The 14,870-nt window shown below is 45.3% G+C and carries 9 protein-coding genes; 2 read left to right on the top strand and 7 right to left on the bottom strand.

Annotated elements, in window-relative coordinates; translation table 11 throughout:
* Window positions 1–24: 24 nt before the first annotated feature.
* Both BCU12_RS22235 and BCU12_RS22230 read right to left on the bottom strand, forming a co-directional pair.
* The gene (locus BCU12_RS22235; RefSeq protein ID WP_102406834.1) at window positions 25–2,193 is read right to left on the bottom strand and encodes a TonB-dependent siderophore receptor; all 2,169 of its coding nucleotides are present in this window, start codon (window positions 2,191–2,193) and stop codon (window positions 25–27) included.
* 202 nt (window positions 2,194–2,395) lie between these two features.
* Window positions 2,396–3,292, bottom strand: a complete 897-nt coding sequence (locus tag BCU12_RS22230) for a helix-turn-helix domain-containing protein (RefSeq protein ID WP_102406832.1) — start codon at window positions 3,290–3,292, stop codon at window positions 2,396–2,398.
* Between the two features lie 270 nt (window positions 3,293–3,562).
* On the opposite strand from BCU12_RS22230, the gene BCU12_RS22225 reads away from it, so the two are divergent.
* On the top strand, window positions 3,563–6,031 hold the full coding sequence (locus BCU12_RS22225) for a diguanylate cyclase (RefSeq protein ID WP_102406830.1): 2,469 nt from the start codon (window positions 3,563–3,565) through the stop codon (window positions 6,029–6,031).
* Between the two features lie 93 nt (window positions 6,032–6,124).
* Here BCU12_RS22225 and BCU12_RS22220 read toward each other — a convergent pair whose 3' ends face one another.
* The 5 genes from BCU12_RS22220 to BCU12_RS22200 all read right to left on the bottom strand — a co-directional run bounded on the left by BCU12_RS22220 (window position 6,125) and on the right by BCU12_RS22200 (window position 13,187).
* A complete protein-coding gene (locus BCU12_RS22220; RefSeq protein ID WP_102406828.1) occupies window positions 6,125–7,729 on the bottom strand; it encodes an ABC-F family ATPase in 1,605 nt (534 codons plus the stop codon).
* A 258-nt stretch (window positions 7,730–7,987) separates the two neighbouring features.
* Window positions 7,988–9,370: a DUF1254 domain-containing protein gene (locus BCU12_RS22215; protein WP_102406826.1), complete on the bottom strand. Its 1,383-nt coding sequence runs from the start codon at window positions 9,368–9,370 to the stop codon at window positions 7,988–7,990.
* Between the two features lie 62 nt (window positions 9,371–9,432).
* Window positions 9,433–10,971 carry a sulfatase-like hydrolase/transferase gene (locus BCU12_RS22210; protein WP_102406824.1) on the bottom strand — a complete coding sequence of 513 codons (1,539 nt, stop codon included), beginning with the start codon at window positions 10,969–10,971 and terminating at the stop codon, window positions 9,433–9,435.
* Window positions 10,972–11,124: 153 nt separating this feature from the next.
* The gene (locus tag BCU12_RS22205; protein WP_102406822.1) at window positions 11,125–12,021 is read right to left on the bottom strand and encodes a LysR family transcriptional regulator; all 897 of its coding nucleotides are present in this window, start codon (window positions 12,019–12,021) and stop codon (window positions 11,125–11,127) included.
* An 11-nt stretch (window positions 12,022–12,032) separates the two neighbouring features.
* A complete protein-coding gene (locus BCU12_RS22200; protein WP_102406820.1) occupies window positions 12,033–13,187 on the bottom strand; it encodes an anaerobic sulfatase maturase in 1,155 nt (384 codons plus the stop codon).
* Window positions 13,188–13,427: 240 nt separating this feature from the next.
* Between BCU12_RS22200 and BCU12_RS22195 the strand changes: the two genes are divergently transcribed.
* A complete protein-coding gene (locus BCU12_RS22195) occupies window positions 13,428–14,828 on the top strand; it encodes a DUF1254 domain-containing protein (protein ID WP_102406818.1) in 1,401 nt (466 codons plus the stop codon).
* Window positions 14,829–14,870 lie beyond the last annotated feature (42 nt).

Raw genomic sequence — 14,870 nt, 5'->3', positions numbered from 1 at the left:
TTGACTTAACACCGAACGTGAACGCTAGAAGTTGTAGTTAACATTAAGTTCGACTGTACGCTCTTCACCATACCAACAGTTAGTTTGGTCGAAACAGCTGAAGTACTCTTCATTAAACAGGTTGGTCGCTAATAAGTTAACGGTCGCGCCCGAAAGCGATTCTTTAGCCGAACCAAGGTCGTAGCCAATGGATAGATCGACCAGTGTGTACGATGGCACTTTACCTTGCTTGTTGGTCGCATCCATTTGCATTTCACCCGTGTAACGAACGCCACCGCTTAAACGAGTACCAGACAGCGCGCCTTCGTACCAGTGGTAGTTAGACCAAAGATTCGCAGCGTGCTCAGGGACGTAAATAGGTGTTGTGCCTTGAAGTCCATTTGCGCTGTCTTTGGTGATTTCCATGTCTGTGTACGTGTAATTCGCAGCAACATCGAGCCCTGAAGTGATTTGCAATCCGGCTTCCACTTCTAGGCCTTGTGAGCGAACTTGCCCAACCTGTAATTGATCTTGGAAATCAGCCGACGTTGGATCAGTGACCAGAACATCGTTCTTCTCGATACGGAACAGCGATGCAGAAGCCGTTTTGCTGTAGTCAGACGACTGGTATTTCAAGCCAACTTCAATTTGCTGACCCGTCTCTGGTTTGTATGCTTCACCGAAGCTACTGACACCAGTGACCGGTTCAAAGCTTGTTGCGTAATTAGCAAACGGCGCTAACCCATTTTCAAACTCGTACAATGCGCCTACACGGTATGAAAACGCACTGTCATCGGCTTCGGTATAACTGCCCGCATAGTCACTTGTGGTTTTATAGTTATCGTAACGTCCACCAGCAATCACCACTAAACGATCGAATCGCATCTGATCTTGAACGTATAATCCGGTTTGTCTTAGCGTCACGTCATCTTTCACTTCAAACGCTTTTGTCAGCGAATCTCGGTTGATGAGATCGTTGTTAGGATTGAAGATGTTAAACACGCCAAACTGACTTGTGCTGCCGTATTCAGCGTAAATCGATGAACCTTTTAGCTGCTGGTAATCTAAGCCAAACAATAGGTTATGTTCCACATCGCCCGTCATGACAAAACCAGAGAGTTGGTTATCGACGGTGTAGCCTTTTGATTCTTCGTCAGTACTGTAGATGTTTCTGTCTAAGTTACCTGTTGAAGGGTCCCAGTGGCCGTAATAGTCACTGTGATAGGTATTCTCTTGATACAAAGACGCATCGGTATAACGGAAGTTCTGCAAGAAGCCCCAATTACTGTTGAATTGATGATCCACTTTATAACCTAGCATCAACACTTCGCGCTCAAATTTACTCCAGTTCTTATCACCGACAAACGTGTTGGGTGTGGTACTGCCATTAGGATTATCAATCATAGAACCAGAGGCCGGCATCGCTGAGTTCATGCCCATTGCAGGATCATTCTGGTAGTACAGATTGAAGTTGATAAGGGTTTTATCCGACACTTCCCAGTTCAACGAAGGAGCAAAAACGTAGCGTTCTTCTTCCGTGTGATTCACTTGACCATCACGCGTTCGAGCCAAACCAATGATGCGGTATGAAAAATCACTGTCGCCAATTTGGCCTGTCGTATCGATAGAAGCTTCCATCAAATTACGTGAACCTGTAGCAAGGCCAACGTCTGTGTTCGATTCTTTCTGTGGTGTTTTGGCAATCATATTAACCATTCCACCCGGTGGCATTGAACCGTATAGTACCGATGTTGGGCCTTTAAACACCTCAACCTGCTGAATCGCAATCGGATCAATCTGCGGCTGTAAGTTCCAGCCATTTAGAAACTGAAGGGCAAGGCCGTCATAGTAGCTTTGTTTAACGGCAAATCCGCGGACACTGAAGGTGTCATACATGGTCACCGAGCCACCTTTGTTTTCTGTGACCACACCTGGCGCGTATCGAAGTGCTTGGTTCAGTGACTTAACGCCTCTAATTTCAAGCTCTTCACTGTCAATGACAGTAATTGCTTGAGGTGTTTCCTCCGGCTCTAGCGATGTCTTCGTCGCGGTATTACGGTATGTCTGTCCAAGTACAGAGATCGTCTCAATCTCTGATTGGTTTGAATTTGTTGTGCCCGAATCTACGGTATTTGCACTGACTCCAAAGGAGAGCACAAGCACGCTGGCAATTGCAGCGCTTAAAGGTGATATTGAAAACGATTGAGTATTCATGATTCCCTGCTTTTTCTTATTAGTTTGTGCAATCAAAGGGAGGCATTCTTGCCTTAATCTAATTGCGAATTATTATCGTTTGCAATTTTATGAATTGGCGAAGAAAAAACATAACAATTTGGTGCATCATGCTTATCGATAGTTAATTAACTAATGATTGATAGGGGCGCAGGCTCATAATATTCGTGTCAGGACACGCAATTTACGACACCTTTTTGATTGGCAGCCAGTACTCTATGTCCATTGTCTGGAGATCTGTCTGTACGCTATACACCTCGAGTTCAGGCGCATCAACGGCCACATAACCTGAGTTAGGGAGCCAATGTAAAACAAGCCACTCGACTGCTTGTGAAAATTGAGCCACTTGGCCGCTAAATGGCAGCACCGCAAAATCATTTTCATCCACTAAGATGCTGTCGAACTCGCAGCGATCACTGCTCACTTGAGCGAGATTATCCGTCCCGGCAAGGTAGGTCAGATCCCCTTCTTCATCCCCTGATCCCACTTCAATCACGCCGACCCAACGGTTAGAGTAATCCAGCGAATTGGGGCATTGATGCTTAAACGCTTCCCAAGCGTTAGGGACAGAAATATCGAAATCGGGTTCATTAGAGAGAAGCCCTCTAACCGGTTGTTTCACCCCATAAATACGCTGTGCGAAGGCATGTTCAATTCGAACCTGAAAAAAACCTTCCGCCAAAGCGTCACAATTGGGGAAATCTGAAATGGGTCTCATGCAGGAAGCTTTAATTCCATCTCGCGTACCACGTTGCTGGTAACGCTTGGGGCTAATACCAAAAAAGGAACGGAACGCTCGGCTGAACGCCACCTCAGAGCCAAAACCAAAGCGATACGCAATATCCACCATTTTATTGTTTCGCTCCAATACCTGCTCTGCCGATCGCGAGAGCTTTTGTTCACGTACGTACTGCGCGACGCTCTGTCCTGTATAGGTTTGGAAAACGCGCTGAAGTTGCCAGCGTGACCAGCAGCTCACCGAAGAAAGGTCACTAACGCTCAATGTCTCATCTAAGTGATTGTTAATATACTCAATAACAGATTCAATTCGATTAAGGGCATAGCCGCTAGATGGATTCATAATGAAAGACCTTGAGTGAGGTTCGAAGGATCAACAAACAACCATCTCAGTAACAGATGGATGACAACAAATCTAAATGATAATAACACTCATTTATAAGTGCGTTTGTAATTTACTCTTATCTGTTTCTGTGGTCAATCTTTGTTATTCACTGCAAACTCGGAGGACTGAACAAGGTTGTTTGTTCTCAATGAATCCCTTTAGAAGAACGTAAACAGCAGCCAAATTCAGCTGCTATACTTTAAAAAATCCATCGATAGAAGCGTAGCGATGAAACACTTTGTAGTACTGCTTCTTTTTCTGTTGTCTTCTTTTCAAGCCTTAGCCCTAGAAGTCGCACTGTTCGTTCCACGCAGCGAAACTCCGGCTTGGCAATCTCAGATTAGTTTTGCACAAGCCGCCGCCGACGATTTGGGCATCACTCTGCACGTTTACAACGCCAATAATGAATCAGAGAAAATGCTCTTCCAAGTGCATCAAGCAACAGAGAAAGGTGTCGATGGGATTTTATTCATGAATTACGAGCAGATTGGTGAGCAAATACTGGCGATTGCTGAACGGAATAATATTCCGAGTGTTGTTTATAATACGGGCTTTGTTGCGAGCGAATTGTTACCACGTACAAAGTACAGTTCATGGATTGGCAGCATTACCCCTGATGACCAAAAAGCCGGTTCACTGCTCACTGAGCAACTGCTTCTTATCGCGAAAAAGCGAGAGGTTGAACAAATTAAATTGCTTGTCATCAACGGAAACATGAATGAAGCGTCGGCACAGCAACGTAATCAAGGCCTCAAATTATTCATCAAACACCATTCAAAAGCTCAAATCGTCGCGGAAGGAAATACAGGGGTTGAATGGAGCCGATACGAAGCGAAGCAGTTGTTCAAACAACACTACCAGAAGCACCCTGAAATCAATATGGTTTGGGCCGCTTCCGATACATTAGCGTTAGGCGCCAGAGACGCCATGCGAGAGCTTTCTATACCATTAGACAGCATCATCATTGGTGGTATTGATTGGCTTCCAGAAGCACTCAAAATCATTAACGACGGAGCACCGTATATCTCCATTGGAGGACATTTCACTGAGGCCGCCTGGGGAGTTATTCTGCTCAACGACTACCTAAATGAGAATGATTTTGTTGCCGAGTCCACACAATTTTATTCAAGAATGTATGCCATTAACAAACAAAATATCGATTCATTCCAAAATTTTATTGGGGATAACTGGCAACGTATTAACTTTAACGATCTGTCTAAAAATCATGAAGATGGAGAACTGTATAATTTTAGTATCAAGTACCTCCTGGATAACTACTATCAGTTTAGTAATTCACTGCGCCTGACCGAAGAAGAAAAGCAATGGCTAGCACAACATGACAATCTCAGGCTAGCGATAGACACGAATTGGCCACCCTTCGAGTATGTGAACGATCAAGTCGACTACCAGGGCATTGCCGCTGATTATATCACCCTGATTGGTGAGCGGTTAGGCGTAAAGTTCAAGCCCAGTGTCAATATGAATTGGGAGGACGTGGTCAACGCAGCAAAACGAAGAGAACTTGATCTCTTCGCTGCTCTGGCAATAACCGATAGCCGTCAACGTTACCTTAAGTTTACCCACCCTTACCTAAGCTTTCCTATGATGATCATTACCAATCAAGATATTCCGTATGTGTCGGACATTGACTCTTTGAATGGACGAATCGTCTCTGTGGTCAGCGGGTATGCGCCTCAGGAAATCCTCTTAAAAAATCATCCTGATATCAAAGTCTTTACCGCTAAAAACGTAACGGAAGCCCTTGAAGCCGTCTCTTCGGGCAGGGTGGCAGCTTACGTCGGCAATATAGCGACGGCTAACTATGTGATCGCGAAAGAAGGCTATACCAACTTGAAGGTATCAGGCGTCACCCCTTACCGTTTTGAAATCAGCATGGCCATTCGCAGCGATTGGCCCATTCTGCACAGTATTATGCAAAAAGCGCTAGACTCGATCTCGGAAGATGAAAGAAAGGCCATTTACTCTCGATGGGTCACATTGCGCTACGAACACGGAGTCGATTACACAATTTTATGGCGAACCATTCTTATCTCTTTGGTTATTTTGGCACTGCTCGGGTACTGGACGCACAAGCTATCAAGTTTAAACCAGATGCTCAACCGCGAAGTCTCTGAGCGTAAATTGGTAGAACAACAACTGCGAGAGGAAAAGGCCAAAATAGAGAAACTGGCCATCACCGATTCATTGACGGGGTTATTTAATCGTCGCCATTTTAATCAAGTCTTCCCCGACGAAATAAGCCGAGCACTGCGGCACCAAACGTGGTTAAGTTTCGTTATCCTCGACATTGATTACTTCAAAAAGTACAACGACAGCTACGGACATCATCACGGTGATAACATGTTGATTGCGTTAGCAGACGTGCTCAAAACAAATTGTAATCGAGCGTCCGACTATTGTTTCCGTCTTGGTGGCGAAGAGTTCGGCATCATCTTTTCGGGGCAATCCCCTGATGAAGCGACCTTTTTTGTCGAGAAGCTAAGAAGCAGTATCGAGGATCTTAAAGTAGTACAAGACAGCAGCAACGCAGCGATAGTCATCACGGCTTCATTTGGAGTTGTGACAACCAAAGAGGTAGAAAGTAGCATGGACCAACTCTATGAAGCCGCCGATGCAGCCTTGTATCGAGCCAAACACGCAGGAAGAAATCGCGTTGAGGCGCTCACTCTGATTTGAGTTATTCGCCACTCGGTCTTGATTATTCGAGTATCACAACCTTGTTGACGTGATACTCGAACTACGAACCTTTAAGGAGGGATTGAGAAGAGACTAGTTGATGGCCAGCTGCTTCTTTTGGTGCGCTAGGTACTCGTCGTAAGTCCCTTGGAAGTTCACCAACTGCTTCTCTTTTACGTCAATGATCGATGTCGCTAATGAAGAAACGAACTCACGGTCGTGGCTGACAAAGATCAGTGTGCCCGTATACTCTTTTAACGCGTTGTTAAGCGCTTCAATCGCTTCCATGTCCATGTGGTTGGTTGGCTCGTCCATAACCAAAACGTTAATGTCTTGCATCATCAACTTACCAAACAATAGACGGTTCTTCTCACCACCAGAGCAGTTCTTCGCTTTCTTGTTCGCATCGTCGGCCGTAAACAACAAGCGACCTAAAATACCGCGAACCATAAGGTCGTCGTGTTTAACCGTACGCCATTGCGAAATCCAATCGAAAATGCTCAGATCGTTGTCAAAATCTGCCGTACTGTCTTGCGGACAGTAACCAATCGACGCATTTTCAGACCACTTAACGACACCGTGGTTTTGCTCAAGCTCATTCACTAAGCAGCGCAAGAACGTGGTTTTACCCACACCGTTCTCACCAATAACCGCCAATCGCGTGCCCGCTTCTAGCAGTAAGTTGCCTTTTTCAAACAGCACCTCGCCATCAAAGCCGTGACCAAGGTCTTGCAACTCAAGCGCTTGGCGGTGCAATTTCTTGCCTTCACCAAAATCAATCGATGGGCTGACTCGGCTGGTCGCTTTGACTTCATCAAGCTTGATTTTATCCATTTTCTTAGCACGTGAACTCGCCTGTTTGGCTTTAGACGCATTTGCACCAAAACGGTTGACGAAGTCTTGGAGCTCACTGATCTCCGCTGCTTTCTTCGCGTTGCTCGACAACAACTGCTCGCGAATCAAACCCGACGCTTCTAAGAAGTATTCGTAGTTGCCTGGGTAGATACGCAGCTCGCCGTAATCTATATCCGCCATGTGCGTACAGACTGAGTTTAGGAAGTGACGGTCATGCGAGATAATAATCATGGTGCATTTACGCTGATTCAGCTCTTCGGCCAACCAGTTAATCGTGTGAATGTCCAGGTTGTTGGTCGGTTCATCAAGAAGCAGAATGTCTGGGTTTGCAAACAAGGCTTGCGCGAGTAACACACGAAGTTTCCAACCAGGTGCCACTTGCTGCATCAATCCAAAATGAAGCTCTTCTTCGATACCCGCTTGAATGAGAATGTCACCCGCACGCGCTTCGGCTGTATAGCCATCCATTTCAGCGAATTCGCTTTCAAGATCAGCGACTTTCATGCCATCTTCTTCACTCATTTCAGGGAGTGAATAGATGCGGTCACGCTCTTGTTTTACTTCCCACAACTTACGATCGCCCATGATGACGGTATCAATCACGTTGTGCTGTTCAAACGCAAACTGATCCTGGCTCAATACGCCAACCTTTAATCCAGGTGTGATAGAAACATTGCCAGAACTGGGTGTCAGTGCGCCACTAAGAATTTTCATGAACGTTGATTTGCCACATCCATTCGCGCCGATTAAACCATAGCGGTTGCCGTTACCGAACTTGGCTGAGATATTTTCAAACAAAGGCTCAGCGCCAAATTGCATGGTGATGTTAGCAGTTGAAATCAAAAGAAAAATTCCTAGTGTTTAAGGCTGATTTATTATCGAGTAAAGAATGTAAATCAACGCGATTAAAGTATGGGGTAATAGGCGGCGGATTATACAGACTTATTGCGTAATTAATAGATGCGTGAGCTAAGTCACATCGGGAAATTTTCATTGCGGAGGCAAGTATTGAAAAGGGCGCTATCACGGAAGTTCGTGATAGCGCCCATATAGAGATAGATTCGATTCTATCGCGACCTATTCGTTGGCAGAGCTCTAGGTCTATTTTTTGATTTTAGTGAAAGGCGTCGACTTCCATTGATCGGTTCTTACTTCTTCGCCCGGCGTATACATGCGCAGCACCGAATACCATTGATGGTTAGGAATAGGCAAAAAGTTAGGGTTGTTTTCATTACCTTTGGTGTCACTACTCATGATGATGGTGTAACTGCCATCTTCGTTTGGTGTGAGCGTTCGATCACCGCGCGAATGCCTGTTTAAGTTGTTCTTTTCCATCAACCTCGTTTCACCACTGTAGACAGTGTACGACCAAAATCCGCCCTCTTCGACCGTTGGAGCATCGAAGGTTACCGTATAGTCAAACTTGCTGCCATCAAGCGGCTCACCATCTCGATCAAAAAAGTCTCCACTGTACATGGTGTGTTTCGCCGGTAAGCCCCACTGCCCCATTAAGGTGCCGTATGCGTGTTGATAACTTGGTACTTGAGTCATCTCTTCGCGTGTTCCGAGTACGTCACGAGAATCATCAAAACCCGCATTGGTGATTCGCTCACCGCCTGTCTTTTGCGCTGACTCAATCAGTGACTGTTGTTGAGGGGTTATTGGTTTATTGAATTGACCAAGGTTCACCAGTTCAAATTGCTCTATTAGCGCTTTGTCATGTTTGATCATTGTTCCTTCAGATAGCACGAAATTGGTTCGTTCTACCCAGTTCGACGTTTCAGGGTCTGGGTAATGTCGAACCACAGGCTCTGGTCCTTTTTGGCCAAGGTATTCAGACAAAGTGCGTAGATTCCACTGGTCCATCAATTTCTGAGCCGTAACAGAATCCTCACCGCCTAGATCCATAATGCGACCCATCATTTTCACAAGCGGGTGTTCAACGTAGATCACTTCATCGACGCTGGCAGGTACTTCACCTTGCCATCCTTCAACGGCATACATAAAGCTCCCACCTTTCGTTCCTCTTTGAGGGGAACCAAACGCAGAATCCGTAAAGTGCTGCATGTTCATGGTATGGAACAGCCAGTATCTGTCTTCATCGTGATCGGGAATGGTAATAATGACGGGCTCAGCCGCTAAGTCCATCCAACCCATTAAGTGCAATGTGTCGTTATTAATCGTTGGGTGCGCGGTATAGGTATCGTCTGCCAACACCCTGATATTTTGAAATTGATTAAGTGGGTAATCAGACTCCACAACCGTTTCGTAGAAGTATTTGTATGCTTCGTCGATAGAGAAAGCATATTCGTAAGCCAATTGCGCTAATTTTTGCTCATCGTTTTCATTGTAAGCCACACTCGCTTTTTCGAACGGTACGGTAGATACAGCAATGGTATCTACCGTTTGAGCGAACACGGCCGTTGGCAATGCTGCCAACCATGCGCAAGATAAGGCGGTAACCAAAAGAGTTTTTTTCATCATAATATTCCTAGATAAAAACAAGCGAGAGAAGGAACAACAATGGTTCCCTCTCTAACCGTCAATTATTCTGCAACGACAGATTTGTCTGCCATGCCGATACCACCCGCTTTCTGTCTTGGCGGAAACGCTTTGAGCGATTGCTGGTAGTTAGCTGCGGCTCTTTGTAGCTTTGGCAACACCCATGATTTCTCTTTCATCCATAGGAACCAACCACGTGTATCAGAGCTACGCTCATAGGGATCAGCCTTGATGTTAATGAGCATACCTAATGGCCATTCCTCAGGTGGCGCAATCCACTCAGTCTTAGTTTTTAGGTGAACTTTCCATTCATCTACGCGGAATGCATTGAGGTCTTGCTCGTTGTAAAAGAAGAATTCATGGCGTTGGCTCGGGGCACCATCCGTTAGCATCTCTAACTGGTTATAACCATCTAGATGGACTTGGTACTCTTCACCATTGATTTCTTTCCCTTCCAATAGCTCTTGTTTGATGTCGTCTTCACCAACAGCGGCCATGATGGTTGGCACCCAATCTTCAGAGGTCATGAAACCGTCTGTGTATTCACCTTGAGGGATTTTATCAGGCCAACTTACCAGCATTGGAACACGGAAACCGCCATCCCACGTTGTGCCTTTTTGACCACGGAACGACGCTGAACCAGAATCAGGCCAGTGATCCAAATTCACACCGTTATCAGACGTAAACAGAATAATGGTGTTATCCATTTCGCCTAAATCTTCCAATTTATCGAGAAGCACGCCAATCTGGTCATCAAGCTCTATCATGCCATCGTAGTATGTGTTTATTTGGCTCGCACCTTGGTATTCAGGACGTACATGCGTTTTTTGGTGCATTCGAGTCGGGTTGTACCACATAAAGTAAGGCTGTTCGTCTTTCTCGGCTTCATGCTTATCCAGCCATGACATGGCGAAGTCTAGGAACTCGCCATCCACCGTTTGCATGCGCTTCGCACCCAACATACCCTTGTCTTCAATGGTTTGCTTACCCACCACACCAAACCGTGGATCGTCAGTCATGTCTGCGACATCGGTAGCAACAGTATGAAGAACGTTACGTGGGCGACTTCTAAAGTTAGGATCTTTTGGAAATTCAGGTTGCTCCGGCATTTCCATTACGTTGAGGTGGTATAGGAAACCAAAGAACTCGTCAAACCCATGCACCGTAGGAAGATGGCTGTTGTTATCACCTAAATGACTTTTGCCGACGTGGACAGTGGCATAGCCTTTGTCTTTAAGCATTTCCGCCAACGTTGGGTCTTCTTTTTGCAGCCCTAGAGAAGAGCCTGGTTGACCAACTGACGTTAAGCCTGTGCGAAATGGGTATTGACCCGTAATGAACGCTGAGCGGCCAGCCGTTGAACTGCCTTGTGCATAATAATCGCTGATCATCATGCCGCGTTCCGCTATTCGGTCAATATTAGGCGTATCAACTGCGCCTAATCCACGGTGGTAAGCGGAAATATCCGTTGGGCTGACATCATCAAGCATGATAGCCACCACATTCGGTTGGCCTGATGCGTGTACATTGACACTGGCTAGCACAGATAGCGCTAGAGCCGATTTAACAAAAGACTGATACATTTTTATTCCTCTTGGACGACGAGTAAACTGCTGAAGTTCGACACAAAATAGTGAAAACTTTAGCGAACCGTTGTAGGAATAAATGGTATATGAAAGAGGTCAAAAATAGCGTGATAACCACTATTACGTTTTTTAATAGTGGTTAGGAAAAGATTAGGATTGAACGAGAGAAATGAGTTCTTTATGGAGCCAGTCAGTAAACGGATTATTACGATTGGCTTGATGCGTAAACAGAGCCAACTCACGGCGATAGGTGTCTTTCAATAACTCGGATGGTAGTTCGACACAACGATAAGATTCATCAAGAACGGAGTGGCACTTAGTGGACGTAATGTAGATAAAATCGCTGTCTTTGACCATCTCTAACATCAGGTTCATGTTGTTGCTTCTGAGTGCGATATGCTTGCCTAGGTCGTACTTCTTGATCAGCATTTCTGTTTTCGATGGCTGGATATAGCCCGGAATAATATTAATGCACAGTGGATACTGTAAAATATCCTCCAGTGCATTTCCTTTCAACGGATGATCAGCCCTCAGCACCAACATAAACTTATCAAACCCTAGCGCTCTTTCGGTCAGCGTTTTATTGACCTCCATCGGAAGGTAACTGACCCCCCAACTCGCTCGATTGCTTTCTAACGCTTGTGCGCCATTATCGAGCCATGGAGAACATTGCAGCGTGACTTGCGGCGCTTCGGTAGCGAGCTTCTTTATAAGCGGAACACCAATAGGAATAATCAGTGGCGAAGGCAACATGATTTGAACTTCACCCTTTAAATCAGCAAGTGTCCACGCTTCGCTCGGTATATAGAGGTTATCAAGCTGCTCCAGTAACACGGGTAATGCGTCAATCAGCTCTAGACATTTTGGCGTTGGTTCAAGCTTATTCTTGTCTCTGACAAACAGCTCATCATTGAACTGCTCTCTTAGCTTACGCAACATAACACTGATGGTCGGCTGACTCACGTTAAGCGCCTTCGCCGCACTGACCGTTTGGCGAGTTTCATTCAGCACCAATATCAGCTGCAGTAAGTTAAGATCTTTAGTCATGTCGCACTCCATTAATTAAAAAGCGGGAAATACGCTGGTGAGTACCCCTTTTTCATCGCATCAACCATTGGCAATAGCTTAGGTAACGCGTGATGAAAGAACATTTTGTATCCTTCACACAATTGGTTCATGGGTTGGCCATCGCGTGTGGTGGCTAGCCTATTCTTCGGGCAACCGCCTTGACACAACTGAACAAAATCACATCGACGACAAACATCGTTTAACTCATGGTATTTATCAGTGCCAAATTTAACTTGAGTCGGCGAATTGGCCATAGCAATAAGCTTATCACTCTTCATAGAGCCAAGTTGATGATCTTCATACCCATAATGATCACAACTATAAACATTGCCATCGTGTTCAACCATTAACTGTTGCCCACAGGTTTCACTATGATGGCACATTTGGCTTGCATGCCCCATCAATACCATTAAGCAGTTCTCAAAAAATTGAATATACACTTTGCCAACATCCGCGGCACTCCATTCGTCGAACAAGTCACACAAAAATCGCCCCCACTGTTCTCCCGTTAACGACCAGTCATGCCCTGTTCGTCGGTCTAATTCGTGGTCGATACACGGTTGAAACTGCATATAGCCGCTGCCGTTCTCAACCAAAAATTGATAGATGGTTTTCGCGTGTTGGTATGTTTTGTTGTTCACAACCGTTAGGGTATTAAATTCTACATCACTGTTTTTTAAATGCTGCATGCCACGCATGGTGCGCTCAAACGAGGAATGACCGTTTTTATCAATACGAGCAATATCATTGAGCAGATTCGGCCCATCAATACTCACACCCAACATAAAGTGATGCTTTGCAAAAAAATCCGCCCAACGCTCATTGATCATGGTGCCGTTGGTTTGCAGGGTATTCACAAAACGTTTCTTACTGGTGTGTTTTTTCTGAGCCAAAACGGCAGCTTCATAAAACTCTAACCCTCTTAACATGGGTTCACCGCCATGCCAGATGAAGTCAACTTGCTTTGATAATTCGGGCTGAGCATCAATATGCGCCTCTACAATCTGTTCCATCATTGGTATTGGCATTGATGAGCGATTCTCAGTGTCTTGTCTATTGAGGTAATAGCAGTAACTGCAATCTAGATTGCATTGAGCGCCTTCCGCTTTTATGAATAAACTGAAGGGATGATTAGGTGCATTCATATTGACTCCGGTAATTTTTCGTCAACATAACAACCACGATTCGATGAAACAATAGCGGTTCTTGTCATTGGCTTCACCTAGACTTCACTACCAAGCAAAAACACCAAAAATAAACTTATAAAACAAATATTTAAGATTCACATCAAGTGTATTAACATCTTTAATATCGGCTATTACACTCATTAATCTGGGTTCTTAATATGATGGTCACCTATCCGTTCCAACGATATAAGGTACCCCATGAGAAAGCTGCTCTATAAGAAAAGTGTACTGACAAGCCTAGTCTGCTCTCTATCTAGCGTAATGGCGATGCCATCGTTAGCGCAACAAACGATCACCCCAGAAGAGGAACTCGCATACAATCTAGGTGTTCAAGCCTTTATCTATGGTACCGGACCATTAACGGTTGCCGCAGTAAGGCAAACGACAACTTCCGTCGATGCCCCTATGGACAACGCAATGGCACCCCTCAATAAGATGGGCAAGACTCGCGAATTATCTGGCCCACAAGACAGAATCGTCCCGACCGTGAACAACGACACGCTCTATTCGCAAGCCCATTATGACCTGGATCTTTCCGGCCCGATGGTGATTGATATCCCGCCGACTGATGACCGTTACTTCATCGTTCAACTGCTCGACGCCTATTCTGATTCCATCAATGATCTGTATGTAAACAATGTCGGAGACCAAGGTTCAAAAGTTTTACTGATCAAAAAAGGCTGGTCAGGAGACATACCTAAAGGCATTGATCGTATTGTTGAGTCTCGTACCCCTATGGTCTGGTTAATTCATCGTACAGGTGTTTTCGGTGAACAAGATCTTGAAGATGCGTTAGCCGTACATGACCAATTTATCAGCTACCCACTCGCGCAATTCGGTGAGGACCATGGTGTCATTGAGTTGGAAAAATCAACAAGTCGCATCCCGCCAATGTCAAAACCAGAAGGGCTAGAGTGGTATTCGTTGATTGACAAAGAACTGCGTAAAAATCCGATACCGGAAGATGCCGCCATTGTGGATCAGTTCAAACAAATCGGTATTGGCGGAGTAACTCCATTTGACCCAGACGCTCTCTCTGATGCTCAGAAAAAAGGGCTCATGCGCGCGTTGGCCTCTTCACAGCAGATCATCCAGTACGCAGGTAGAAGCATTGGCGATGTCAATAACGGCTGGTCAATGATGTTCGAAGGTGGCCGCTACGGTAACGATTATTTAAGCCGTGCCAGCATCAATTTGCGTGCAGCAGGTCTTAACGTTCCAGAGCGTGCACTGTATCCAAACCGCTACACAGATTCTAAAGGTGAGCAGCTTTCTGGTGAGCATGGGTATCGAATGACTATGCCAGCAAACGCACCTGCTGAGGCGTTCTGGTCATTAACCATGTACGACGCCGAAAATCTATTTATGGTAGAAAACTTTATACAACGTTACTCAATATCAACCAATCGAAAATCAGAGCTGAAGTACGCCAAAGACGGGACGCTTCCAGTCTGTATTCAATACACCAAACCAACTGACCCCACTTGTAACTGGTTACCCGCACCACAAGATGATTTTTATCTGCACTTGCGTTTGTATGAACCGACACAAGCTGTTCTCGATAATGAATATCCGCTGCCACAAGTCAACAAGATCTAGCTTGAAACGCCAACGCTTACGGTTGGCATTTCACTGATATCA

Source organism: Vibrio sp. 10N.261.55.A7, from assembly GCF_002877365.1.
Lineage (GTDB): Bacteria > Pseudomonadota > Gammaproteobacteria > Enterobacterales > Vibrionaceae > Vibrio.
This window is presented reverse-complemented; position numbering and strand designations above follow the sequence as displayed.

What these genes read in the sequence shown, in the direction of transcription:
- BCU12_RS22235 (WP_102406834.1), bottom strand. Translation starts at nt 2,193, where the DNA reads ATGAATACTCAATCGTTTTCAATATCACCTTTAAGCGCTGCAATTGCC.
- BCU12_RS22230 (WP_102406832.1), bottom strand. Translation starts at nt 3,292, where the DNA reads ATGAATCCATCTAGCGGCTATGCCCTTAATCGAATTGAATCTGTTATT.
- BCU12_RS22225 (WP_102406830.1), top strand. Translation starts at nt 3,563, where the DNA reads ATGAAACACTTTGTAGTACTGCTTCTTTTTCTGTTGTCTTCTTTTCAA.
- BCU12_RS22215 (WP_102406826.1), bottom strand. Translation starts at nt 9,370, where the DNA reads ATGATGAAAAAAACTCTTTTGGTTACCGCCTTATCTTGCGCATGGTTG.
- BCU12_RS22210 (WP_102406824.1), bottom strand. Translation starts at nt 10,971, where the DNA reads ATGTATCAGTCTTTTGTTAAATCGGCTCTAGCGCTATCTGTGCTAGCC.
- BCU12_RS22205 (WP_102406822.1), bottom strand. Translation starts at nt 12,021, where the DNA reads ATGACTAAAGATCTTAACTTACTGCAGCTGATATTGGTGCTGAATGAA.
- BCU12_RS22200 (WP_102406820.1), bottom strand. Translation starts at nt 13,187, where the DNA reads ATGAATGCACCTAATCATCCCTTCAGTTTATTCATAAAAGCGGAAGGC.
- BCU12_RS22195 (WP_102406818.1), top strand. Translation starts at nt 13,428, where the DNA reads ATGAGAAAGCTGCTCTATAAGAAAAGTGTACTGACAAGCCTAGTCTGC.